General features: G+C 59.2%; 15 protein-coding genes and 3 pseudogenes. 9 read left to right on the forward strand and 9 right to left on the reverse strand.

Going from position 1 to position 24,208, the window contains the following annotated elements; all coding sequences use genetic code 11:
- Positions 1-4: 4 nt before the first annotated feature.
- Positions 5-332: pseudogene (locus tag Q675_RS31790) on the reverse strand (helix-turn-helix domain-containing protein); the annotation flags it as partial.
- Positions 333-429: 97 nt separating this feature from the next.
- Here Q675_RS31790 and Q675_RS31795 point away from each other — a divergent pair.
- Together Q675_RS31795 and Q675_RS31800 are read left to right on the forward strand one after the other, a co-directional pair.
- A pseudogene (locus Q675_RS31795) lies at positions 430-842 on the forward strand (transposase); the annotation flags it as partial.
- Positions 843-1,072: 230 nt separating this feature from the next.
- Positions 1,073-2,146 carry a phospholipase A gene (locus tag Q675_RS31800; RefSeq protein WP_036149235.1) on the forward strand — a complete coding sequence of 358 codons (1,074 nt, stop codon included), beginning with the start codon at positions 1,073-1,075 and terminating at the stop codon, positions 2,144-2,146.
- Positions 2,147-2,192: 46 nt separating this feature from the next.
- Here Q675_RS31800 and Q675_RS31805 read toward each other — a convergent pair whose 3' ends face one another.
- From Q675_RS31805 to Q675_RS31820, 4 genes are all read right to left on the reverse strand, one after another.
- Positions 2,193-3,314: an ABC transporter permease gene (locus tag Q675_RS31805; RefSeq protein ID WP_011784164.1), complete on the reverse strand. Its 1,122-nt coding sequence runs from the start codon at positions 3,312-3,314 to the stop codon at positions 2,193-2,195.
- A gap of 3 nt (positions 3,315-3,317) precedes the next feature.
- Positions 3,318-6,101 carry a ribosome-associated ATPase/putative transporter RbbA gene (rbbA, locus tag Q675_RS31810; RefSeq protein WP_023008018.1) on the reverse strand — a complete coding sequence of 928 codons (2,784 nt, stop codon included), beginning with the start codon at positions 6,099-6,101 and terminating at the stop codon, positions 3,318-3,320.
- The gene (locus Q675_RS31815) at positions 6,098-7,156 is read right to left on the reverse strand and encodes an HlyD family secretion protein (RefSeq protein ID WP_023011591.1); all 1,059 of its coding nucleotides are present in this window, start codon (positions 7,154-7,156) and stop codon (positions 6,098-6,100) included. The genes rbbA and Q675_RS31815 overlap by 4 nt, the downstream gene beginning before the upstream one ends.
- Positions 7,157-7,569: 413 nt before the next feature.
- Positions 7,570-8,448 (reverse strand): universal stress protein, encoded by an 879-nt coding sequence (locus Q675_RS31820; RefSeq protein ID WP_023011592.1) that lies wholly within the window; start codon positions 8,446-8,448, stop codon positions 7,570-7,572.
- A gap of 146 nt (positions 8,449-8,594) precedes the next feature.
- Between Q675_RS31820 and gmk the strand changes: the two genes are divergently transcribed.
- From gmk to Q675_RS31840, 4 genes are all read left to right on the forward strand, one after another.
- Positions 8,595-9,227, forward strand: a complete 633-nt coding sequence (gene gmk / locus Q675_RS31825) for a guanylate kinase (protein ID WP_023011593.1) — start codon at positions 8,595-8,597, stop codon at positions 9,225-9,227.
- 88 nt (positions 9,228-9,315) lie between these two features.
- Positions 9,316-9,528 (forward strand): DNA-directed RNA polymerase subunit omega, encoded by a 213-nt coding sequence (gene rpoZ / locus Q675_RS31830; RefSeq protein ID WP_011784168.1) that lies wholly within the window; start codon positions 9,316-9,318, stop codon positions 9,526-9,528.
- 121 nt (positions 9,529-9,649) lie between these two features.
- Complete coding sequence (locus tag Q675_RS31835; RefSeq protein ID WP_023011594.1) at positions 9,650-11,848, forward strand: RelA/SpoT family protein; 2,199 nt, start codon at positions 9,650-9,652, stop codon at positions 11,846-11,848.
- Positions 11,849-11,922: 74 nt separating this feature from the next.
- Positions 11,923-12,309: a RidA family protein gene (locus Q675_RS31840; RefSeq protein ID WP_011784170.1), complete on the forward strand. Its 387-nt coding sequence runs from the start codon at positions 11,923-11,925 to the stop codon at positions 12,307-12,309.
- Positions 12,310-12,312: 3 nt separating this feature from the next.
- Here Q675_RS31840 and Q675_RS31845 read toward each other — a convergent pair whose 3' ends face one another.
- Positions 12,313-13,179, reverse strand: coding sequence for an NAD-dependent epimerase/dehydratase family protein (locus Q675_RS31845; RefSeq protein ID WP_022991873.1), 867 nt, complete (start codon positions 13,177-13,179; stop codon positions 12,313-12,315).
- A 76-nt stretch (positions 13,180-13,255) separates the two neighbouring features.
- Here Q675_RS31845 and Q675_RS31850 point away from each other — a divergent pair, with 76 nt between their 5' ends.
- From Q675_RS31850 to Q675_RS31860, 3 genes are all read left to right on the forward strand, one after another.
- Positions 13,256-14,215, forward strand: coding sequence for a hydrogen peroxide-inducible genes activator (locus Q675_RS31850; protein ID WP_011784172.1), 960 nt, complete (start codon positions 13,256-13,258; stop codon positions 14,213-14,215).
- Positions 14,216-14,222: 7 nt separating this feature from the next.
- Positions 14,223-16,298, forward strand: coding sequence for an ATP-dependent DNA helicase RecG (gene recG, locus Q675_RS31855; RefSeq protein ID WP_022991874.1), 2,076 nt, complete (start codon positions 14,223-14,225; stop codon positions 16,296-16,298).
- A gap of 116 nt (positions 16,299-16,414) precedes the next feature.
- Positions 16,415-17,785 carry an aminoacyl-tRNA deacylase and HDOD domain-containing protein gene (locus tag Q675_RS31860; RefSeq protein WP_022991875.1) on the forward strand — a complete coding sequence of 457 codons (1,371 nt, stop codon included), beginning with the start codon at positions 16,415-16,417 and terminating at the stop codon, positions 17,783-17,785.
- A gap of 277 nt (positions 17,786-18,062) precedes the next feature.
- On the opposite strand, the gene Q675_RS31865 is transcribed toward Q675_RS31860, so the two are convergent.
- From Q675_RS31865 to aupB, 3 genes and pseudogenes are all read right to left on the reverse strand, one after another.
- On the reverse strand, positions 18,063-18,521 hold the full coding sequence (locus Q675_RS31865) for a DUF2489 domain-containing protein (protein WP_014420409.1): 459 nt from the start codon (positions 18,519-18,521) through the stop codon (positions 18,063-18,065).
- A gap of 32 nt (positions 18,522-18,553) precedes the next feature.
- The gene (locus Q675_RS31870; RefSeq protein ID WP_023011595.1) at positions 18,554-20,848 is read right to left on the reverse strand and encodes a molybdopterin-dependent oxidoreductase; all 2,295 of its coding nucleotides are present in this window, start codon (positions 20,846-20,848) and stop codon (positions 18,554-18,556) included.
- Positions 20,849-21,012: 164 nt separating this feature from the next.
- Positions 21,013-24,203: pseudogene (aupB, locus tag Q675_RS31875) on the reverse strand (alkane uptake protein AupB).
- Positions 24,204-24,208 lie beyond the last annotated feature (5 nt).

Raw genomic sequence — 24,208 nt, forward strand, 5'->3', positions numbered from 1 at the left:
AAAATCACTGCGTTTGGTCAGATGCCAGTATTTTATAGATTGTTGACCGGCCTATCTTTAACCTCCTGGCGATCTCCGTAGCCCCCACTCCCTGGCTGTGCAGGGCACGGACTCTATCCTTGTCCACCCTGGGTTTACGGCCAAACTTGACCCCTTTGGCCTTGGCCTCCAGGCGGCCCTCGTTGGTGCGTTCCAGTATGCGCTGACGCTCGGGCTTGGGCCACGGCCGACAGGATGGTGACTACCATCTTGCCCATGATCCCCTCGGTGCTGATCCCATCGTCGAGGAACCGGATAGCCACACCCATGTTGTCGAACTCTTTGATGAGCTGGCCCGGAGTTGCGTCAATACAAGATCGAATAGCACTGGGATGACATTATTCACATTGCCGGTTCGCTCAAACTGGGGACCGTGCAGGCCTCCGTGGGATGCGCTGGAAGCGTAACTGGAAGCGTTTTACCCCAAAGGCGGTGGGCCGGGGGCGCCCACCCATGGGCCTGGGACGAATGTTGCGGCTGTATGTTAGTGGCCCCAACAGTGCTTTGGCTTCTCGGACCAAGGCATCGAGGATGCGATTTACGACAATCAGGCGATCCGGCGTTTCGTTGGCATTGACCTTGGCCGGGAGTCAGCACCGGATGCGACCACCTTGCTCAAGTGTCGCCGATTGCTGGAGCGCGAAGGGCTCACCGGCAAGCTGTTTGAGGCGATCAACGCTCATCTGGCTGGGCAGGGGCTGATGCTACGCGAGGGCACCGTGGTGGACGCGACGCTGCTTGCCGCATCGCCGTCCACGAAAAACCGGGCCAGAAAACGCGATCCGGAAATGCACCAGGCTCGCAGCCTGCTTCACGGCGAAGAAACAGACGTTATGTACCTGTGCTGGGTTGTGTCAGCCAGCGGTTAAGCTAACATCCGGCACAAGCTGATTTTTCTTCTGCTGGCATTGAGCCTGCTGGGGTCCGGATTTGCAGCATTGCCAACACCTGGATCAGCCTGACCGCTGCCAATTGAGAAGACGCGATGAAAAGATATCCTTACGGTTTTTCAGCAGCCTGGGCGCTTACGCTGATGTTCGCGATGGCCAGCCCCACGGTGGCAGCTCAGGCTGCACCGGATGAACAGAAAGAAACCGTTAACTGTGCGTTGATCCGGGACGGCATCCAGCGACTTGCCTGCTATGACGCCCAGAATGACCCCATTGCCGCCAGAAAAGCGGCGGACGAAGACACGTTACAGCAGGCGGATGAGGAAGCCGCTATTCCGGTGGCTGATGATGCCCGGCGGGAGCAGATCGTCAGCGATGCTCTTGAGGACGACTCAGACACCGGTCTGATGACAGCCCTGGTGGATAATTACCTGACCGCGGAGAAGGCAATTTTTTCATTCACCGGCAGTTTTGTGACCCACCGCCCCAACTACATCCTGCCATTCACCTATGTGGACGACCCTAACCCAAGGCCCACCAGCCCGAGACTGGGCCCCGCCGGCTATGACTTCGCTCTGGAAGAGGAAGAGGCGAAATACCAGATCAGTTTCAAGATTCCACTGCTGACTGGCATTTTTGATGATCGAACCACCTTCTGGTTTGGCTATACCCAGCAGTCCTACTGGCAGGTGTACAACACCAAAGACTCCGCTCCCTTCCGTGAAACCAACTACGAGCCCGAGATTTTCTTCCGGCACCGGCTGGACTGGGATCTTGGGCCTGGCACTCTGAGTGCGGTGTCTCTGAGCTTCAATCACCAGTCTAACGGTCAATCAGAACCCCGGTCGCGCAGCTGGAACCGGATCATGGGCACCGCGGCTTACAGCTATGACCGCTGGCTGTTTATGGTTAACCCCTGGTTCCGGCTGCCGGAGAGTGGCAGCGATGACGACAACTCGGATATCGAGAAGTATCTCGGACATGGTAGTTACCACGCGGTTTACAAGCTGACAGAGGACCGCACGTTCTCGCTGAAGCTTTTGAACAATATGCGTTCTACCAATCGGACGTCGGTGGAGTTCGGGTACAGTTTCCCGATGGGGGATACGATGAAGGGCTTTTTCCAGTACTACAACGGGTATGGGGAGAGTCTGATTGATTATAACGAGCGTATCGAGCGGTTTGGCGTGGGGATTCTGCTGAATAACTGGTTCTAGTCGGAGTGTGCCCGGCGCAACTCCACGCTGCCATGCATCAGGTCCGTCAGGCCATGGTGCTGAGTGTTCGCCGGAAGCGGGTCAGGGCCAAGGCAAAAAGGGTACTCCCGATAACGGCGATGGCCAGGAATTGCGGCCACACGGTGGCGAGGCCCGCGCTACGATACAGAATGGCCTGGGCCAGCATTACAAAGTGGGTGTTGGGCGCGGCGAGCATGATGTACTGGACGGCCTCCGGCATGCTCTCGCGCGGCGTCGAGCCCCCGGAGAGCATCTGCAGCGGCAGCAGCACCAGCATCAGCAGCAAGGCAAACTGCGGCATGGACCGGGCGACGGTGCCCAGGAAGATGCCCATCGAGGTGGTCGCGAACAAATGCAGCGCAGTCCCGACCAGGAACAACGCGAGCGAGCCTTCGATGGGCACGGACAGCCAACCCTGCACCACCGCAGTCAGTGCGAAGGCGGTGGCGGCAAGGACGACCAGCGCCATCGCCCATACCTTGCTGCTCATGATCTCGAAAGGCGTGACCGGCATGACCAGCAGATGCTCGACGGTGCCGTGCTCGCGCTCACGGATGAGCGCCGCGCCGGTGAGGACGATGGAGAGCATGGTCACGTTATTGATGACCTGCATGATGGCGCCGAACCACGACTTGTTGAGCTGGGGATTGAAGCGCATCCGCAGCGCCAGATCGACCGGCAACTCCGGAACCTCGCGATAACGCTGCGCGAAGGCGCGCACCTCGTCGGTGACGATGGTCTGGATATAGCCGCTGCCGGTAAATGCCTGGCTCATGCGCGTGGCATCGACGTTGAGCTGGACCGTGGGCCGCTGCCCTGCCAGCAGGTCACGCTGGAAGTTGGGCGGGATGTCAAGAGCGAAGGTGTCGAGGCCGGCATCCATGCGGGCGTCCATCTCGGCCTGCTCGATCACCTCGGGGAGAACAAAGTACGGCGGGTAAAAGGCGCTGACGATGCGCCAGGACAGCGGCGAGCGATCCTCATTCACCACCGCGATCGGCGCCTTGTTGAGGGTCTCCGGCATGGCCGTGGCCGCCGTGTAGACGGAAACGGTGAAGGCGTAGACGATCAGCACCAGCATGATCGGGTCGCGGACAAGGCTGCGCAGCTCCTTGACACCGAGATGGCAAATATTGGCAAGGCGCATAGACTATCGCTCCTGCTTCTTGAGCAGCGCGGCGGACAGCCCGATCAGGACCGGCACGGCCAGCGCCAGTGGGAGAAAGGCGCCATGCAGGTCGGAGAAGTTGAGGGCCTTCGAGAAGGTGCCGCGCGCGATCGTCAGGAAATGCGTGGTCGGATAGACCTCGCCGATCAGCCGGCCCATCCCTTCCAGGGACGAGACCGGGTCGATCATGCCGGAGAAGTTCGCCGCCGGCAGGATGGTGAGCACTGCCGTGCCGAAGATCGCCGCGATCTGGCTGCGCATGAAGGTGGAGATCAGCAGCCCCACGGCCGTGGCGGCACCAATATAGAGCAGCGCACCCACCGCCAACGTCAGGAAGCTGCCCTTCAGCGGCACGCCGAAGACGGTCACCGCGAGCAGCGTGAGCAGCAGGAAGCTCAGGAAGGACAGGACCACGTAAGGGAACTGCTTGCCGAGCAGGAACTCGAGCCGCGTAGTGGGCGTGACGTAGAAGTTGGTGATCGAGCCGAGCTCCTTCTCGCGCACCACGCTGAGCGCCGCGAGCATGGCCGGGATCAGCATGAGCAGCAGCGGGATCACCGCCGGTACCATTGCCACCAGGCTCTTGACGTCCGGGTTATAGCGGAACCGGGTCTCGATATTGACGAGCCCCGCCAAAGCCTCGCCGTAGCCGGCCTCGCGCGCCTTGGTCGCCAGCCAGTGGGCATGAATCCCCTGCACATAGCCGCGGACGGTCTCGCCCCGTGTCGGCATGGCGCCGTCGATCCAGGCGCCGGTCTCGACCCGCCGGCCCCGGGCAATGTCGCGCGCGAAGCCCGGCGGGATCTCGATCGCCAGACTGATGTCGCCTTCGCGCATTCGCCGGTCAAGATCGGCATAATCGGTGATCGGCGGCCGCTCGACGAAGTACCGGGAGCCGCTGAGGTTGAGCGTATAGTCGCGGCTGACGGTGGTCTGGTCGCGATCCAGCACCGCAAAGGTGAGATCCTCAACATCGAGGCTGATCCCATAGCCCATCACGAACATGAGGATGACGCTGCCGAGCAGCGCCAGCGTCAGCCGGATGGGATCGCGGCGCAGCTCCAACCCTTCACGCCGGGCGTGGCTGATCATGCGCCGGGGATCGAACATGCGCCGCCAGCCCTGGGGTTCGCCATGGCCTGCCGACGCGTTAACCGTATCGAGCGACGCTGTTTGCTCCTCTCCGCCTTCGCCCTCCCCCGACGCCTCCTCCAGATGCGCGACGAATGCCTCTTCCAGGGTCTCTGCGCCCCGCTGCTGTACGATATTCGCCGGCGTGTCGGTGACCAGCACCCGGCCCGCATGCATCAGCGAGATGCGGTCGCAGCGCTCGGCCTCGTTCATGAAGTGGGTGGAGATGAAGATGGTCACGCCGTCGCGGCGCGACAGCTCGACCAGCTGGCGCCAGAAGGCGTCGCGCGCCACCGGGTCGACGCCCGAGGTGGGCTCGTCGAGGATCAGCATCTCGGGCTTGTGGATCATGGCGACCGCCAGCGACAGGCGTTGCCGGTGGCCGAGGGGCAGCTGGCCCGGCAGACTGTCCACCACGGCGGTCAAATCGAAGCGTTCAACCATTTCGTCCACCCGCCCTGAAATCTCGGCAGCGGGCACCTGGAACAGCCGGGCATGCAGCTCCAGGTTCTGCCGCACCGTCAGCTCGGTGTAGAGCGAGAAGAACTGCGACATGAAGCCGACTCGGCGGCGGGTCGCGAGGTCGTGCGGGTCCACCTCGTGTCCGAACAGCCAGGCCCGGCCTTCGCTCGGCGGAAGGAGGCCGGTCAGCATCTTCATGGTCGTGGTCTTGCCGCAGCCGTTGGAGCCGAGAAAACCGAAGATCTCACCCCGGGGGACACGCAGGTTCACATGATCGACCGCGATGAATTCGCCAAAGCGCATGGTCAGATCCCGGGCCTCGATCGCGGGGTCGCCATCGTCTGCCGACCGCGGCGGAATCTCGACCGGCCGATAATTGCGGCGCTTGTCTTCCGGCAGCAGCCGGATGAAGGCCGCCTCCAGCGAATCCGCTCCCGTGCTGTGCAGCAGGCCTTCGGGCGTGTCGCTGGCCAGCACCGCCCCACCGTCCATCGCTGCCAGCCAGTCGAAGCGTGCCGCCTCATCCATATAGGCGGTGGCAACCAGCACGCTCATGCCGGGCCGGGAACGACGGATGCCGGCGATCAGATCCCAGAACTGTCTGCGCGAGAGCGGATCGACACCGGTGGTCGGCTCGTCGAGGATGAGCAGGTCCGGATCGTGGATCAGCGCGCAGCAGAGGCCGAGCTTCTGCTTCATCCCACCGGATAGTTTGCCCGCCGCCCGATCGAGAAACGGCTTGAGCCCGGTGGCCCCGGTCAGCACCTCGATGCGGCGCGCCCGTTCGCCGCCGTCATGCCCAAATAGGCGCCCGAAGAAGTCGAGGTTCTCGAACACCGTGAGTGTCGGATAGAGGTTCCGTCCCAGGCCCTGTGGCATGTAGGCGATACGCGGGCCGACTCTGCGGCGATGGCGCGCATCGGCCATATCGCCGCAGAGCACCTCGACTCGTCCTGTCTGGACCGCGCGGGCGCCTGAGATCAGCGCCAACAGACTGGACTTGCCGACCCCGTCCGGGCCGATCAACCCGGCCATGCAGTTTGCCGGGATGTCGATCGTGACCTCGTCGAGCGCACGCGCCTTGCCGTAGCGCAGGGATACATCGCGCAGGCGGGCAACCGGCACGTCAGCCCCCCCGTCATCCTCGATCAGTGTATCTGCCTCCCGGCTCATTGCGGCAGTCTCGTCTGCAGTTCAGGCGGCCAATCCACCCGCGGGTCGAGCCGCACATAGGCCATGCCCGGCAGGCCGGTCTTGACCTGGAGGAGGTGCTCTCTGAGCAGGTCCGGGGCAATCCGCGCCTTGATGCGGAACATCAGCTTCTGGCGCTCTTCTTGCGTCTCCACCGTCTTGGGTGTGAACTGCGCGACGTCCGCCACGAAGGAGATTTCGGTCGGGACCACGTATTGCGGGGCGGCGTCGAGCACGAGCCGCGCCTCGGCCCCGAGCGCGATCCGCCCGGCCTGTTCCGTCGGCAGGAAGAAGGTCATGTACACATCGGTGAGATCGACCATGTTCAGCACCACGCCGCCCGGGGAGAGAACCTCACCGGGCTGAGCGACACGGTACTGGACACGCCCGTCACGCGGCGATTTCAGCACGCTGTCGTCGATATCCGCCTGAATACGCTGGAGGGTGGCCCGCGCCGCTTCCACCGAGGCCTCCGAAGCAATGACATCCGACCTGGCCCGCCCTATGGCGGCTTGCGCGGCCGCCGCCTGCGCCTCCGCGGCGCCGACCGCAGCCTTCGCCGCCGCAGCCGCGGCACGGTCGTCATCGAGCTGCGCCTCGGAGGCGGCATTTTTTGAGGCGAGCTCCCGGGTGCGGGCAAGCCGTTTTTGCGCGGCGTCGAGCTCGGCCTTCCTCTGGGCTATGAGCGCTTCGGCGGCCTGCTTCTCGGCCTCACGCTGGGTCACCAGGCTTTGCGCGGTCTCGATGCCGATGAGCGCCCGTTGCAACTGCGCCTCGGCCTCCCGGAGCTGCGCCTCCAGAACGGCCGTGTCCATTTTCGCCAAGACCTGGCCGGCGCGGACGAAGTCGCCCTCGTTGACCAGGATCTCCCGGATCCGGCCTGCGGTCCTGGCTGCGATATCGATCTCGACCGCCTCGATCCGGCCGTTTCCGGCGGCGAATCCGTCGGGCAAGTCCTGCGGTTGAAAATGCCACCAAGCCCAAACGCCCAGCCCAATGACAATCGCAGCGGCGACGCCTCGAATACCTGCTTTCATGAATTTTTTCACGTCTTGGATTGCTCCACGCCAGTTGGCTCACTCATTCTTGACCATTGAATTCAGGCTGAGCGCGATCTTTGTAGACCCACATCTTAAGCTGTATCTTACGCACGAACCACAGCAATTAGGCTGATCCACATCATTTTTGTCGACAAACAAATATCCGGGCGAGATTCCCAGTTTCCCTATTATCCCAGTTTATAATCATGGGTAGTAACTACGCGGACTGCTCAGAGATAGAGTTTCTATCCATGGGTAGTAAAATGGGTAGTATTGAGCGGCGATGGCTGTGAAAAATACACCAAGCAACTGTTTATAAATGCTTTTTAATTTTTATTCGTCGAGCAGGTGCAGAATCTGGAATGAGGTATGAGCCGGGGCGGTTGGTGCTACCCCGGCGTTCGTGCGGTTTACTCCGACGGCTTGATGGCGAGCAGGTCGGTCCGCAAATGCGTCAGCACCTTTTCGGCCGTGTTGCCGATGACACGGGCGGCCAGGCCGGTTTTGCCAGTCGTACCGATCACGACCATGTCGGCCTTGATCCGGTTGGCAACACTGGGAATGATCTTTTGAGCAGGGCCAGATTCGATGTGGACCTGTTCCGGCATCAGGTGCCAGGTGTTGCACAGGTGTTCAATCTGCGGTTTCAGGGCCGCTTCCCGTTTTCTGGCGTGGGCCAGAGGGTCGATGATGTCCAGGTCGGCCAGAACCACCGAGGTATGAAGTGCGTGCACCAGGTGCAGCTCTGTTTCCAGAGCCTTCGCCAGATGCCAGGCGCGATCAATGATGCGATTGTTCAGGGCTTTCTTCACGGGCTTGTCGGAGCTCAGGTCCACCGCCGCCAGGATTGGCCGAGCCTTGTTCCATTTGTTCTCCGCCACCAGCATCACCGGTGACGGGCACTCGCGAATCAGGTGCCAGTCGGTCGGGGTATACAGGAAGGTTTCTGAGCGATGGCCCGTCTTTACCACGACACCAACGTTCTCTTTCTGGCACTGGGCAATTACCCACAGGTGAATGTGCTTTTCCCAGACCGTTCGGGCATGGATCTTCAGATCATTGCAATCGGCCAGCGCCAGCATCTGTTCCAGCCATTTCTGGCGATGTTCCATGAGCGCCTGTCGGGCCCGTTGTTGTACCTCCGGATCGCCCGGCAGTGCATCCAGATATTCATGCACAAACGCCACGACCTCCACCGCTGCGCCCGTTGCCCGGGCCAGTGCCACGCCACGGGCGAGGGCGGTTTGGTCTTTATGGTGGTGATCCATGATGATCAGGAGTTTTTCCATGGCGGTATCCGTTTACTGTGGGTGTTTGCTGCCATACTAACAGCTGAACCCGGGCCGGGATGCGGAGATAAGTCAAACCCCGTATAATTTGCCGCTTTCTGGCCATGCGTGTTGGCCGCAAACTGTTGTTCAGGAGTCTTCAAGCCATGAAGCAGGCCGGTGGGCAGGGTACTCTGTTTGTGATTTCCGCTCCTTCCGGCGCGGGCAAGACCAGCCTCGTGTCGGAAATGCTCCGTCAGGATTCCCGGCTGGGGGTGTCGGTATCCCACACCACTCGCCCGATGCGCGATGGAGAGCAGGATGGCGTGAACTATCACTTCATCAGCCGGGATGAGTTCGAGGCCATGATTGCCCGGGGTGATTTCCTGGAGCATGCGGATGTTTTCGGCAACTACTATGGCACCTCCCAGGTGTGGGTGCGGGAAACCCTGGCTACCGGGCAGGATGTGATCCTGGAGATTGACTGGCAGGGGGCGGAACAGGTGCGCCGGCTGATTCCGGAATGTGTGAGCATTTTCATTGTGCCGCCCTCGGCTGAAATCCTCCGCCAGCGACTTGTTGGGCGTGGTACTGACGCGCCGGAAGTCATCGAACGGCGGCTGTCGGAGGCGGAGGAAGAGTGCCGGCACGCGGTCGAGTTTGATTACCTGGTGGTCAACGATGACTTTGCGGTGGCATTAGCTGATCTGCTGGCCATTGTCCGCAGTCAGCGGCTGAAAATGGCCACCCAGCAGGTTCGCCACGGTGAGTTGCTGCGGGACTTGTCCGCTCACGGGTGATGGTGGTTTTCACTGTATACAAATTGAGCCGGGGTCAGTAAACTACGCGGTCTGCTAAATCAGTGATTCTTTTTGTTCGGGGAAGATAATGGCACGAGTTACCGTTGAAGATTGCCTGGAAAACGTAGATAACCGATTCCAGCTGGTCATGCTGGCCACCAAACGCGCCCGCCAGATCGCCACCAAGGGTGCCGAGCCGATGGTTGCGGAAGAGAATGATAAGCCGACCGTTATTGCCCTGCGTGAAATTGCAGAAGGCAAGGTGACCCGCGATCTTCTGCTGGAAGAAGACGACGACTGAGTTCGTCCGGTTGCCGGCGATGCGTAAAAATACGTGCCGGTAATTGAGAAGCATTGAAATCTGCCTCCGCAGTTTTATAGTGTAACTATAGAACCTGCCAGGAAGGACAACGGAAGCCCGGATGCACGCATTCGGGCTTTTTTGTCCCCGGTATACTGAGAACAATGGAGGCGCGGTGGTCGCAGCAGAGGCAACGGTAGAAGAACTGGCCAGAGAGCTCAGTTCCTACCTCGATACCAATCGCATCAATCAGGTGCGACGGGCTTACTATTACGCCGAGCAGGCCCACGAAGGCCAGATGCGTAAAAGCGGCGACCGTTATATTACCCACCCCCTGGCTGTGGCCGGAATTCTTGCCGACCTCCGGCTCGACCATCAGAGCCTGATGGCAGCCATGCTTCACGATGTCATTGAAGATACCGGCATTCCAAAAGATGCGCTGGCGGAACAGTTCGGAGAGGATGTGGCCGAGCTGGTAGATGGTGTCTCCAAACTGACCCAGATTGAGTTCCGCTCCCGGGCGGAGGCCCAGGCGGAAAACTTCCAGAAGATGACCCTGGCCATGGCCAAGGATATCCGGGTGATTCTGGTGAAGCTGGCGGATCGTCTGCACAACATGCGCACCCTTGGCCCCATGCCGTACGAGAAGCGCCTGCGTATTGCCACTGAAACCCTTGATATCTATGCGCCCATTGCCAATCGCCTGGGCATGCATTCCATCTGTACCGAGCTTGAAGATCTGGGCTTTTCCTCGCTTTATCCCATGCGCGCCAAGTACATTTCCAAGGCGGTGGAGAAGCTTCGTGGCAGCCACCGGGAGATCATTGAAGACATCCGGGGAAAATTGCAGGAAAAGCTGGAGGAGCGTGGGCTTCCGGGCCGCATTCTGGGGCGGGAGAAACACCTGAACTCCATTTATAACAAGATGAAGTTCAAGCAGAAATCCTTCCATGAAATCATGGATGTGTATGCGTTCAGGATCATTACGGATACCGAGGATAACTGTTATCGCATACTTGGTGCCGTACACAGTCTCTACAAGCCACTGCCCGGGCGTTTCAAGGATTACATTGCCATGCCCAAGTCGAATGGCTATCAGTCCATTCACACTACCTTGTTCGGCATGCACGTGAACATCGAGATCCAGATCCGGACCGAGGAAATGGAGCACATTGCCAACAATGGTATTGCTGCCCACTGGATGTACAAAAACGAAGCCTCCGGCGTGACCACCATCAATCAATCCCGGGTAGATCGGTGGGTGAAGGGGCTCATGGAAATGCGCGAACGCGCGGATGATTCCATGGAGTTCATTGAACACGTCAAGGTCGATCTGTTCCCGGACGAGATCTATGTGTTTACGCCCAAGGGCCGGATCATGGAGCTGCCAAGCGGGGCCACCCCGGTGGACTTTGCCTATGCAATCCATACCGATATCGGCAATGCCTCTGTGGCGTGTCGGATCAATCGCAATCTGGCATCTCTGAGTCAACCGCTGCAAAGCGGGCAGACGGTGGAAATCATCACCGCGCCCGGCGCCCGCCCGAATCCTGCCTGGCTCAGCTTCGTGGTGACCGGCAAAGCCCGAAGCAGTATTCGGCATGTGCTGAAAACCCGTAAGCGGACCGAGTCCATGGAGCTGGGTCGCACCCTGCTCAAACGTTCGCTCAAGGGTTTTGGTGCCAAACTGTCGGATATCAGCGATGCCCAGAAACAGGCGGTGGTTAATCACAACCAGGTCAACAGCTTTGATGATCTGATCAGCGATATTGGTCTGGGTAACCGTATGGCCTATCTGGTGGCCCGTCAGTTGGTGTCCGGCAATGACGTGATGGACGCGCCGGCCAACCTGGAAAACGCCCCGGACAGCAAGCAGGGCGCCGTCACCATACGCGGCACCGAAGGGCTCTTGGTACGCTTTGCCAATTGTTGCAAACCCATTCCCGGGGACCCGGTGGTTGGTGTGATGGACTCCGGCAACGGCATGGTGATTCATTCAGATACCTGTTCCCGCCTGCCGGAGGACGATGAAGGCCGTGCCCGGCTGACCCACCTGAAGTGGGCCAAGGACATTACCGATGAATTCTCGGTGGAGCTTCGGGTTGAACTGGAGCGCCAGCGCGGGGTGATTGCCGAAGTAGCGAACGCCGTTGCCATGGCAGACGGAAACATCGAGCGCATCAGTGTGGAAGACCAGAACGCGCGCTTCGGCATCGTCAGCCTCGTGGTGCATGTGAATGGCCGCAAGCATCTGGCGCGGGTGATGCGCAGGGTCCGGAACATTCGTGCAGTGACCCATATCGGCCGGGTTCGGCACTGAGACCTTTGCGTGGTTGACAGTGGCTACGCCCAAAGGTGACGATTGGCGTTTTGGAAAAGAGGAAATTGCAGGTCATGACCAACAAATCTGTTATCCAGACCGAAAACGCCCCTCAGGCGATTGGTACCTACTCTCAGGCTGTTAAAGCCGGGGACACCGTGTATCTGTCTGGCCAGATTCCGCTGGACCCGGAAACCATGGAAGTGGTGGCGGGCGACTTTGCCGCCAAGACCCGTCAGGTGTTCGAGAACCTGAAAGCCGTGTGTGAAGCGGCCGGTGGCGAGCTGAAGGACATCGTCAAACTGAATATCTACATGACGGACCTGGCCAACTTCGCCACTGTCAACGAGATCATGGCCACCTATTTCCAGGAGCCGTATCCGGCACGCGCCGCCGTCGGTGTAGCCGCGCTGCCGAAAGGCGTTCCGGTGGAAATGGAAGCCGTTATGGTGCTCAGCTAAGCGTCAGAGCTTGCTGATCATCTCCCGGTACCCCGCCCGATAGTCGGGGTACCGGAATTCAAAGCCACTCTGAAGCAGTTTTCGATTACTGCAGCGCTTGCTACCGGCCCGCCCGCCTTTACGGGCGCCTTCCACCGGGGCTTTGCACGGCACCTGAGAACGCACCCAATCAACCACCTCATCCAGCCGAACCGGCTCGCAATCACTGGCGACGTACAGTGGCTCCAGGTCCTCACCGTTCAGGGCTTTTTGCGCAAGCCATGACACAGCGTTGGCGGCATCCACTTCGTGTATGCGATTGCTGAAAGGTGCGGGTGGTTGGGGGTTCATGCGGCCTTCCAGGACTTCCTCAAGAAAACGCTGACGGCTGGGGCCATAAATGCCACTGAAGCGAACAACGGTGGCTGGATGCCCGCTGTTCAGGGCGGTACGTTCGCCCTGGAGGATTTGTTGACCAGTGAACCGGTCCGGATCGGCAGGGCTGTTCTCATCGACCCAGCTGTCATCATTCTGCGCAAAGACGCTGGTACTGCTGATGAAGATCAGCCGTTTGAGGGATTGCTCACCGATGACGTTGAGCAGGTTCTTGAGACCAGTGACATAGGCTTGATGATAACCCTCTTCGTCGTAGCTGGATGGCGTCAGGCAATAGACGACGATGTCCAGGTGTTCCGGAAGCTTGCCGGCCATGGATTCCGGGCGGGTCAGATCTGCCCCGATCCCGGTCACTCCCTGAGGGACTCGATCCGGGTTGCGGCGCAGCCCGTATACGTCTCCGGCGCCCAGCAGAACCGTGGCAATGTCACCTCCGAGCTTGCCGCAGCCCGCCACCAGAATTTGTGCCTTTTGCTTGTCATCAGTCATTGCCATAGACAATTTCAATCCTTATCCTTTGGCTGATAAAGTAAGTGAAACTTCGACCTGAGTACGTCAACCGGAGCTCACCATGACCCTCACCGAGTTACGATACGTTGTTACGCTTGCCCGGGAAAGGCATTTTGGCCGTGCCGCAGAGCGCTGTCATGTCAGCCAGCCGACCCTTAGCGTTGCGGTTAAAAAGCTTGAGGATGAGCTCGGTATCCCCTTGTTCGAGCGCAGCAAAAGCAGTATTCGGGTGACCGAGGTTGGCCAGCGTATCATTGAGCAGGCCCAGCGGGTTCTGGACCAGGTGGGCGTGATCAAGGATATGGCGCAGGACGGCAAGAATCAGCTCAATTCGCCATTGAAGGTCGGCGCGATTTATACCATCGGACCCTACCTGTTCCCGCATTTATTACCGGAGCTGCGCAGAGCGGCGCCAGACATGCCCCTTTACATAGAAGAGAACTACACCGCCAGCCTGCGCCAGAAGCTGCGGCACTCAGAGTTGGATGCCATCATCATTGCCCTGCCGTTTGAAGAGCCGGAAGTAGTAACCCTGCCGCTTTACGATGAGCCGTTTGTGGTGCTGCTGCCAGCGGATCATCCGCTGACAGAGAAGGAGCAGGTGACGGCCGAAGAGATGGCGAAAGAGCAATTGTTGCTGCTCGGGCCCGGCCACTGTTTCCGGGATCAGGTGCTGGAGTCATGTCCGCCCCTGGTGGATGCCATCACCAAGCGGGCGGACAACGGCAGACCGGAGCTGGTGACCGAGGGCAGTTCGCTGGAAACCATCCGGCACATGGTGGCCTCCGGACTGGGAATCACGGTACTGCCGCTGTCGGCCGCCACTGCCATCAAATACCAGGAAGATATCCTTGCGGTGCGGCCTTTTGCGGCGCCGGTGCCTTTCCGAACCGTGGCGCTAGCCTGGCGTGTAACCTTCCCGCGGCCCAAAGCCATCGATGTACTGTCACTGGCGGCTAGCCAGTGCCGGGTGATAGAAAAAGCCAAAACCGACACACCGGCGGTTGCTGAAAGCGCCTGAGGGCCGTATGACGTCACTGGAGGACATCCCGGTAACCCAGCTCAAGGGCGTAGGAAGCGCCCTGGCGGAAATACTTGCCAGGCTGGGCATCCACTCCATTCAGGATCTCCTGTTCCATCTTCCCTACCGTTATGAAGACCGCACTCGCGTAGTGCCCATGGGCAGCCTGCGTATCGGCGATATTGCTGTGGTGGAAGGTGAGGTCATGAAGGCCGACCTGGTGATGGGCCGCCGGCGCAGCCTGCAGGTGACGTTGCGGGATGACACCGGGTTTCTGGTGATGCGGTTTTTTCACTTCAATGCCGCCCAGAAAAACCAGCTTGCTGAAGGCACACGAGTGCGCTGTTTCGGCGAGGTGCGCCCAGGCCGGGCCGGCTACGAATTCTACCATCCGGAATACCAGACCAATCCTCCTGCCATGCCGCCGGCCGAACAGGCGACGCTCACGCCGGTGTATCCTCTGACCGAGGGCATTCAACAGCCCAGGGTCAGGGGGCTGTGTCAGCAGGCCCTGAGCTATCTGGATCGCTACCCCATCAAGGACTGGCTGCCCCCGGCACTGCTGGCGGACTACCAGTTGCCCGGCATAACCGAGGCTGTTCGCCTGGTGCATTTGCCTCCGGCCGGCGCCCCGGTGCATCTGCTGGTAGAGGGAAAGCACCCGGCTCAGCAGCGGCTGGTGATGGAGGAGTTGCTTGCGCATCAGCTTAGCCTGTTGCAGGTCCGGAAGCAGATACAGGCCCGGGAGGCCTTGCCGCTGCTACCAGCGGGAGACCGGGCAGAGCGATTTCTGGAGCAACTGCCGTTTAGTCTGACCGGTGCCCAGCGCCATGTGATTGCCGATATCCGGCAGGATCTGAGTCAGCCGGTGCCGATGTTACGCCTGGTTCAGGGAGATGTCGGCTCGGGTAAAACCGTGGTTGCTGCCTTATCTGCTCTGCAAACCATCGAAGCCGGCGCCCAGGTTGCCTTGATGGCACCTACCGAGATTCTGGCGGAGCAACACTATCAGAACTTCCGAAATTGGCTGGAGCCATTGGGTGTGGAGTTAGCCTGGTTGTCGGGGAAGGTGAAAGGCAAAGCCCGACAGACAGCGTTGAGTGCGGTCGCCGAGGGTCGTGCGCAGATTGCCATTGGTACCCATGCCCTGTTTCAGGATGACGTGGTATTCCAGCGCCTGGCGCTGGTGATTGTCGACGAACAGCACCGGTTTGGCGTGCACCAGCGGCTGGCCCTGAGAGAGAAAGGGGTTGGCGGAACGCTGGCACCGCACCAGTTGATCATGACGGCGACGCCCATACCGCGAACCCTGGCCATGAGCGCCTATGCCGACCTCGATACCTCCGTGATTGATGAGCTGCCGCCGGGGCGCAAGCCCATCGAAACGATTGTGCTGCCGGAGAGCCGCCGGGACGACATCATTGAGCGGGTACGCAAGGCCTGCAGGGAAGGTCGGCAGGCCTATTGGGTCTGCACTCTGATTGAGGAATCCGAGGCGCTTCAGTGCCAGGCGGCGGAAGTGACCGCCCAGGAGTTGGTTGAGCGGTTGCCGGATCTGGCCATTGGCCTTGTTCATGGCCGCCTGAAAGCCCAGGAAAAAGCCGCGGTAATGGAGCGCTTCAAAAACGGCGAACTGGATTTGCTGGTGGCCACCACGGTGATCGAGGTCGGCGTGGACGTGCCCAATGCCTCTCTGATTATTATCGAGAACCCGGAGCGGCTCGGGCTGGCGCAGTTGCATCAGTTGCGGGGCCGGGTTGGCCGCGGTGAGCAAGCCAGTTTCTGCGTGCTGATGTATCACCCGCCCCTGTCCAATAATGGCAAGGCCAGGTTACAGGCGCTGCGGGACAGTCAGGATGGCTTCTTTATCGCCGAAAAGGATCTTGAGATTCGAGGTCCTGGAGAAGTGCTGGGTACTCGCCAGACTGGCTTGATGCAGTTTCGCCTGGCCGATTTTGAACGCGACAAGGGTTGGATTGCTCCCATTCGTGACATGGCGCCGAGCCTGATGAAGGAGCCTCGGGTAGTCTCAGCACTTATCCGACGGTGGCTGGGTGAGAAAATTCGTTATGGCGACGTATAGTGTTGGTCATGAATTTCATAACGCCTGTGCTCGTGGCCGATATTGGCCTGTTAATGTCGCGTTAATGACTGCAAAATGCATGAAAACTGATTGATAACCTTTGTCCGGAGAATGCTATGGAACTTCCTGTTGTGGTACAGCAGGCACTTGGTGATAACGCCCCCGGTGTATCGTTCCGGAGCGTAAGCCAGATTGATACCGGCCATTTGCTCCGAATGGTACTGCTCAGCGACGATCAAGGTAATCTGCAGGCCATCTGCCGTCGCAACGATATGCTCGATCTGGAAGCCCTGAACAAGCGTCTGGGGCGGGATCTGAGAATGATGCAGCGGCGCGAGCAGGTTCGGGTCCGCCAGAAAGCCGGGCTTCAGGAGTTGCCGGCGCTGCCATCACTCACCGGTTGGCCGACCGTAGTTGACCGGCGTGTGGATGAACTCGAGGCGGTCGCGCTGGAGTTGGGGGAACAGGACCTGGGCCTGATGATGCCGGGCGAAGATTTCCGCCAGTTGACGGCAAAGGCCGCCCGACACGATTTTGCGGTGGATACCGCGAATATATCCGTCAATCTTGACAATCACGCCGCCGACCGTGACCAGCTGCATTCCGCCATCAAAAAGTTCACCGGCTTGCGTATTCAGCAGCGACTGGAGGATACGCTGGAGCTGCCGCCCTTGCCTGAGACTGCTCAGCGCATCATTCATCTGCGGGTAAACCCTAATGCGGTAATGGGGGACCTGGTGGATGTGGTGGAGAGCGATCCGAGCCTGGCAGCCCAGGTCGTGAGTTGGGCATCATCATCGTTCTACGCCGCTGCAGGGCAGGTGCGTTCCGTCCACGATGCGGTGTCCCGGGTACTGGGTTTTGATCTTGTGATGAACCTGGCCATGGGCCTGGCGCTGGGGCGTGCCCTGAAGCACCCGAAGGATCATCCGGACGGTTATGTGGATTACTGGCAGCAGGCCATCTGGCAGGCTCAGTCTGCGGGCATTCTCGCGAGCATGATGCCTCGAGGGCAGCGACCTCTGTTTGGCCTCGCCTACCTGGCTGGTTTGCTCCATAACTTCGGGCATTTGGTACTGGCTCAGGTGTTCCCGCCGCATTTCAGGCTGGTCTGCCGGTCGCTGGAGGTGAACCCGCACATTGATTCCAGTGTCATTGAGCATTACCTGCTGGGGATCACCCGGGAGCAGATTGCAGCGCAGTTGATGGAAAACTGGGGTATGCCGGACGAGGTGACACTGGCCATTCGTTACCAGAAGAATCCTTCCTATGACGGTCCCCATAGTGTTTATGCTCGTTTATTGTGGCTGGGACGGCAGTTACTGACGGAACGTGGTGTTGCCTTGGGCGCAGGTGAGCCGGCAACTCAGGCCGTTTATGATGAGCTGGGTCTGGACAGGGAGCTGGTTCAGGAACAGTTTGATGAGCTGGTAAGCCGCAAAGACAGTATTATGGCCATGGCCGGGATGATGAGTCAGGGCGGATAAAAAAGGGCCGGCCATTGAGGCCGGCAAGTTCACCCGCTTGTTGCAGAGTCGTCCAAACTTGTCAGGAGAAAACAACGGGGAGGCTGATCCAGTGTGGTGGGAGCGGCCTCCTGTTTTTAAATTTAGACAAGCTCCAGGAAAAGGAAAGGCGACTGCATGCAGATTACATAAATGAGCATGGTGTCAGCTTTCCTTGAGGCTTAAAGCTATTGATTTGCTTTGACATATTTTTGAGGCGGGCGTCCGGTCGGTAACAAAAAGTTACAAAACCCTGACGTCAGTCAAAACGATGATGCCGGATTGCGGTAGCGGCCCGACGGATTTCATCGGAATACTCCCTTTCCACCGCAAACCGTTCTTTGTCCATTTCCCGGATGGTCGCGGAGTCGGTATTCTTCCTCGCCCGATGGGTGGGCATATGCTGAATCTTGTCGTGCACCGTCTGGAACACCTGAAAGGGTGGCTTTTCCAGCAGTTCCGGGGCCAGGTAATCCAGCAGACCCTTGAATCTCAGACAGGCCTCGGAATACTCAACCTGGTCTTCCTCTACCGCCATGGCGATAATCCGGATACTTTCAATCATTTCGTCCCGGCGCCGGGCCTGAAACTCCTCAGTTTTCTTCTGGCGCAGCCGCTGTTCGGACAGCAGCCTGGATTGGCGCCAGATATAAACCAGTAACACACCGATAATAACCAGCCCGATGGCAATAAAGACCAATTGCAGCCCTCTGGGCATGGTTACACTCCTGTTTGTTCAAGAGGCCACTATCAGGCCTGTTTCTGTTGAGGTTCGGGTTGCCAGACTCTGACATCAACCGCCTGGCCGTTCAAGACCGAGGTTCCCGAAACCGGATCCACCAGGGCATCATCCAACAGATCGTTGATGCTGACCCCGGCGTGGGACGATGCCACTGATTGGCCGGTGCCTGATCGATGGTGACCCCAACCGTGGGGGATGGACACCACACCCGGCATAATGTCTTCGGTGATTTCCACCGGGATCACCACGTCTCGCCCCTGAACCGAAACCTCGGCATGATCTCCGGGGTTCAACGCTCGTTTGCTGACGTCGTCCGGGTGGATAAGCAGGGTGCAGCGGCCTTTGCCTTTGACCAGACGCTGGCTGTTGTGCATCCACGAGTTGTTGCTGCGGACATGGCGACGGCCAATCAACAGCAGGCCGTCAGCGGGTGCAGATTCAAGGGTAGCCTGCATGCGCTCCACATCCGCGAGATAGCGGCGGGGTGCCATCTGAATCAGACCATCGCGGGTGAACAGCCTTTCCGGTAACGCCGGTTGCAGGGGACCGAGGTCGATGCCATGCGGTGCGGCTTTCAGAGCAGAAAGTGATAGGCCTTTAGGTAATTCATCCCAACGTCGGTTGAGTGGGCTCAGCCGGGCCAGGCCTTTGAGGGGGTTACGCTCCGGAAGAATGTCCATCACCAGTTCGATGGCGGTTTGGGCGAATGGGCGCACCGGGCCGGCGTCGGCACCATAGGGGCCTGTTCGCAAGAGCAGATCCAGAATAGGATCTGGTCCCAGTTTTTTGAACGCCCTCCAGCCCATTTCCGAGCGTAGGGGCAGGCGCCCGCCTTTACGCTGTTGTTCCAGACGGTGTGCGAGCTCCAGCAGAATCTGCCAGTCGTGGCGGGCGTCGTCCGCTGCCGGAAACAGTGCTTCGCTGTACTTGGCTACGTTGCGTACGGCAAACTGGCTGAAGATCAGATCATAGTGACTGCGCTCCAGGGCCGCCGTTGGCGGCAGAATGACATCAGCATGGCGGGTGGTTTCGTTCAGGTAGTAATCCACGGACACCATGAAATCCAGCCCCTCCAGGGCTGACTCCAGTCGCTGGCCGTTAGGGCTTGATAGCACAGGGTTGCCGGCCACGGTCACAAAGGCACGGACCTGACCTTCGCCCGGTGTAAGCATTTCATCGGCCATGGTGCTGGCCGGATACTCTCCCGCAAATTCCGGTAGACCGCGAACCCGGCTGTGGCGCTTACCGAAATGCCCTCGCTGCCCGGACATGGCGCCGAGTGCCACCAGATCCACCGCCGGTTGGGTGAACAGTACGCCACCGGGTACATCCAGCTTACCGGTCAGGATATTCAGGCAGTAGGCCAGCCACGTGGTGGTGCCGCCAAACGCCTGGGTGCTGGTGCCCATTCGGGTATACAGGGCTGCCCGTGGCGTTTTGGCCAGCTGTCGTGCCAGCTGTCGGATGGCCTCAGCCTCAATGCCGGTGTGCCTGGTTACCGCTTCCGGTGAGAACGATAGGGCGGCCAGGCGCAGAAGATCCACGTCTTTCACCAGCCGCTCGGCCGCGCCGGGATCCACCAGGTTCTCTTCGAACAGAGTGTGTACCATGGCCATCAGCAGGAAGGCATCGGTGCCGGGCCGGATAAAATGGAAGTTGTCGGCCAGGCGGGCGGTTTCGGTGCGTCGGGGGTCAATAACGACGAGTTGCCCACCGCGTTGCCGCAGTGCTTTAAGGCGGCCCCGGATGTCCGGTACGGTCATCAAGCTGCCGTTCGAGGCCATCGGGTTGCCGCCAATACAGATGAATAGGTCAGTATGGTCGATGTCGGGAATCGGAAACAGAATCTGGTGACCAAACATCTCCAGGCTGGCCAACATGTGCGGTAGCTGGTCGTTGGACGTGGCAGAGAAGCGATTCTGGGTGCCGATGGCCCGCAAAAACGGCATGGTGGTCATCAGCGCGCCGTGATTGTGAACATTGGGGTTGCCGAGGTAGACCCCGATACTGTTCCGGCCGTAGGTTTTCCGAATTCCATGAAGCTTCTCGGCAACCAGATCAAAGGCGTCCTCCCAGGATAGCTCTTCCCAGCCCTGGGCAGTTTTGCGTATCGGCTTCTTCAGGCGCTCCGGGTCTTCATGCAGATCCTGAAGTGCGACGGCTTTGGGGCAGATGTGGCCCAGGCTCAGAGGATCCTGATCGTCGCCCTTGATACTGGTGATTTTGCCGTTGTTGACCTCAATGGCAACGCCACACATGGCTTCGCAGAGGTGACAGGTGCGGTAGTGGACGCCGTTTTCCATGCAGGCTCTCCCGGAATTCTTGTTGTTGGGTTTCATATTGCAACCAGATTATCAGGAAAACGACCCGGAATGAAAAACCGATTGTGATTGTGGCCCCAAAAGGCCCATAAAAAAGGCCAGTCCGGAGACTGGCCTGAGGAGGGTAGACCTGAGTAACCTGTGTTCTATTCGTACTGAGCCGGAATTTCCTTCACCGGGTTGGATATAAAATTCAGGTAGACGCCTTGCTCGGGGATGATCAATGGGATTTCCGTATTGATGATTCCGAGGGCGACAGCCTCTACGTCGATGTGGGGGACATTGAAGTTCCGTTGTTCGATCTGCATCCGGCCGTCATCAAAGAACACCACACGCCCTTCCAGTTCCAGAGTGAAAGGATAGCCAAAGAGGTTGTGAGTCAGTGGCAAGTCTGTGGGAATTCCGAGGATGGACGCGGTTGCCTTCAACCCGGGGGCATCAAGAAACAGCTCGGCTTTGGTTTTGAAAATCGTCTCACCCTGATCATTCTCGGTGATGTAACCCGGAATCAGGCTGTTTCTGGCGCAGGATGCTCCCGTACATTCAGGATCGTCCTTGGCGTAGCGCATTCTTAATACCTGGGGCCCGGTGCTGGAAACCGTGCTCAGCAACGACAGGTGAACGTCGAGAGACGTGGTCGCCAGTTGGGTTGGGTAAAGCAGCACTTTGACGGCGTCTCGCCCGGTGTCGGGATCCACGGTAGGTCCAATAACCTCCGTATTCAGAGCGTAGGTCTGATAGATGAATTTTTTGCGGGGGCAATCGGCACCGTCAACCGCACAACCAACCCGGGCATCCTCGGCATGGTCCTGGGTTACGAGCAGTTTTGCGGCGTTTGCCGAGGGCAAAAAGCCTTCACTATCGCTCCCCTGGTGATTAAATGGCTCAAGACACGATTCGCTGCCGAGGTCATCGCAGTCAATCGCAAGATTCGAATTGGTGTCCCGAATCGGCAGATTCCGCAGCGGTGTGAAGACTGTGGAGCGCGCTTCTGAACCGGTAAATACGATCTCAAGATTATCAGGGCCATTGTTCCCGTCACCATCATTGAGGCCTTCCAGCAGATCCGTTTTCAGTGGTATGCCGTCCTCGTCGCAAATCGACGTGTACTGTCCAGGAGTGCAAGTGCCGCTCTGCTCTGAGGAGGCCAGAATGTAGCGGTAATGCGCACCGACCTGCCACGGCTGCTCTGGGTAGAACCGGATGCGCTGGTTGTTTTTCTCTAATCGGCCTGCCACCTGTTGGTTCAGGACGGTAACGGTACCGTTTGCTTCCTGTGCAATTTCCTGAACGGTAAAGGTCTCACCGACGATGACTGAATCCAGATCGAGAGACTTGGAAAACACGACCGTGATTGGCCGGTCCGCCGGCATTTTGCTGACGGGTAACACGTCACCGGCGTTGTTGGCGTCGGCGGTCCAGCATTTCCCGAATACGCCGTTTTCCAGATCCAGGGTGTTTTCGTAGTCGGTTTCACATGGGTAGCCAGGGTAGGTCGTCAACGCCAGGGGGAATCCTTTATTTCCCGGGCTACCGTTTTCTTCAATGCTATCGAGCTCAAAGCTTAACGGAGAAACCATCGCGCGGTTGCCCGCCAGGTCTGTAAGTCCGTCGACAGACACGGAATACGGTACGCCATGCTTCAAGCCACCCTGCGGATTAAGCACAAGCGCTGTTCCATCCAACCGAGCCTGAAGGTTAGTTACCGGTGCACCGTTTTCAATGAGTTCGACACCATTCTCGACAGATGCCGGATCAAGCGGCTCATCAAAGAACAGAATGATCGGGTCGCCCGGGCGCTGCATGGACTGACGGGTTGGCGGAACGGCGTTCGCAGGGCCGGGCATCCAGCTCACCAGGCTGGGTGGTGTGGCATCCAGTTCCCGCAGGTTTTCGGCATCCAGAACCGAGTCGGCATCGGTTGCGGCCTGCAGATGGAAGGCAATGGTGGAATCGGTGAATTCCTGGCCCAGCAGGTTTGGTTCCACCATGCCGATGGCGTCGATGGTCAGAACGCCGTCCCGAACCAGAGCAATACCGCGCAGTTCAACACCCATCAGATCCTGGGACAGCGCGGCATTCGGCTGTGCTGCCTCCGTGTTCATGGATACGTCCATGAACAGGGTGATATGCCGCGGGGCATTGATGTCATCGGTGTACTGGTTCGGGCTCATGTAGCCGGATGCATCCGAGAGCATGGTCACTTTGATGGTGCCGGTTTGCTGGTCTTCGCCGGTCGCGGCATCCAGAACCTGTACCTTGCCACCCACGAGTACGTTCAGGCTGGTGCTTTCCAGCACACTGCCTTTGGGAATACGCAGCGGCAGTGCTTCGTCAGCATCAAACGCCGGGGCGTAGGCGAGCTCGGCAAACAGGTCCCCGGTTTGTTGAGAGGGGCCGGCTTCGCCCTGGAGTACCGAGTTGAGCGTTACGGCATTGAGGGCCTGGCCGTTGAGCACGGAGCTCAGTTCACCGTTGCCGGAATCTACGGCGGTTTGTTGCAACACAACCGTTGGGCCGGTCTCTCTCGGGGTAAAGGTGAATTCCCCGGTGAAGCGGTTCTCCTCACTGCTGTCGGTCAGGCTGGCGAGGTTGGTCAAATGCAGGGTGTAGGTTTCACCGGTGTCGAGAATATCCTGTTTGCTGCCGCACTGCGACAGTTCGGGGGTTACGCAGGGGTCAACCGTAATGCGGTTGCCTTTAACCAGTACGGTCGCCGGAACCTCTTCACCGTTGGCATCCTGCAGCTGAATACTGCCGCCGAGTGATTGCCATTCAGGATGCACCGGTTGCGTCATGGCAAACCGGAAAGTCGAAAAATTCATGGCCTGGAATGGGCTGTCGCTGGCGGGTACTTGCCAGGCAATGTCGAAAGTGTCTGCGGTGTTGGCCAGCCCCGCGAGACCCGCATAGGCGCCACGGGTTGCGAACTGGATGCCGTCATCACCAGTAGCGTTCGGAGTAGTGATTTGCCGGCCGCCCTCGGCGGCCAGCGGCTCCTGGAAGGTTACGGTGAATTCTTCGCCGGTCGCAAGCGGGTTAGCAGGCTCAAGCTTCAGACTTTTGCCATTATCGATCAAGGTCACGGTAAATGGCTGGGGCTGGTCGTTACTCTGCAGGGTGATCTTGTTCTGCAGGGTTGCTTCATCATCGATAATCGCATGAGAGAAGCGCAGCACGATGTCGGCTTTCGGGCTGATATCAGCCTGCCCATCCATCGGGAAGGAATAGACCATCGAGCCGGGTCTGGGTTTTCGTCAATGGACTGTTTGTCGCCACCGCCGCAGGCGGCCAGCAAAATGGCCGGAATCAGTGCCAGGGTCTTGTTGTACTTCATGGCAA

Source organism: Marinobacter sp. EN3 (assembly GCF_000475315.1).
Taxonomy (GTDB): Bacteria; Pseudomonadota; Gammaproteobacteria; order Pseudomonadales; family Oleiphilaceae; genus Marinobacter; species Marinobacter nauticus.

Excerpts from the sequence above, each read along its gene's own strand:
- Q675_RS31860 (WP_022991875.1), top strand. The coding sequence starts at position 16,415 with ATGGAACTTCCTGTTGTGGTACAGCAGGCACTTGGTGATAACGCCCCC.
- Q675_RS31835 (WP_023011594.1), top strand. The coding sequence starts at position 9,650 with ATGCACGCATTCGGGCTTTTTTGTCCCCGGTATACTGAGAACAATGGA.
- Q675_RS31845 (WP_022991873.1), bottom strand. The coding sequence starts at position 13,179 with ATGGCAATGACTGATGACAAGCAAAAGGCACAAATTCTGGTGGCGGGC.
- Q675_RS31800 (WP_036149235.1), top strand. The coding sequence starts at position 1,073 with ATGTTCGCGATGGCCAGCCCCACGGTGGCAGCTCAGGCTGCACCGGAT.
- Q675_RS31865 (WP_014420409.1), bottom strand. The coding sequence starts at position 18,521 with ATGCCCAGAGGGCTGCAATTGGTCTTTATTGCCATCGGGCTGGTTATT.
- recG (WP_022991874.1), top strand. The coding sequence starts at position 14,223 with ATGACGTCACTGGAGGACATCCCGGTAACCCAGCTCAAGGGCGTAGGA.
- Q675_RS31805 (WP_011784164.1), bottom strand. The coding sequence starts at position 3,314 with ATGCGCCTTGCCAATATTTGCCATCTCGGTGTCAAGGAGCTGCGCAGC.
- Q675_RS31820 (WP_023011592.1), bottom strand. The coding sequence starts at position 8,448 with ATGGAAAAACTCCTGATCATCATGGATCACCACCATAAAGACCAAACC.
- rbbA (WP_023008018.1), bottom strand. The coding sequence starts at position 6,101 with ATGAGCCGGGAGGCAGATACACTGATCGAGGATGACGGGGGGGCTGAC.
- Q675_RS31870 (WP_023011595.1), bottom strand. The coding sequence starts at position 20,848 with ATGGAAAACGGCGTCCACTACCGCACCTGTCACCTCTGCGAAGCCATG.
- Q675_RS31840 (WP_011784170.1), top strand. The coding sequence starts at position 11,923 with ATGACCAACAAATCTGTTATCCAGACCGAAAACGCCCCTCAGGCGATT.
- Q675_RS31815 (WP_023011591.1), bottom strand. The coding sequence starts at position 7,156 with ATGAAAGCAGGTATTCGAGGCGTCGCCGCTGCGATTGTCATTGGGCTG.
- Q675_RS31850 (WP_011784172.1), top strand. The coding sequence starts at position 13,256 with ATGACCCTCACCGAGTTACGATACGTTGTTACGCTTGCCCGGGAAAGG.
- rpoZ (WP_011784168.1), top strand. The coding sequence starts at position 9,316 with ATGGCACGAGTTACCGTTGAAGATTGCCTGGAAAACGTAGATAACCGA.
- gmk (WP_023011593.1), top strand. The coding sequence starts at position 8,595 with ATGAAGCAGGCCGGTGGGCAGGGTACTCTGTTTGTGATTTCCGCTCCT.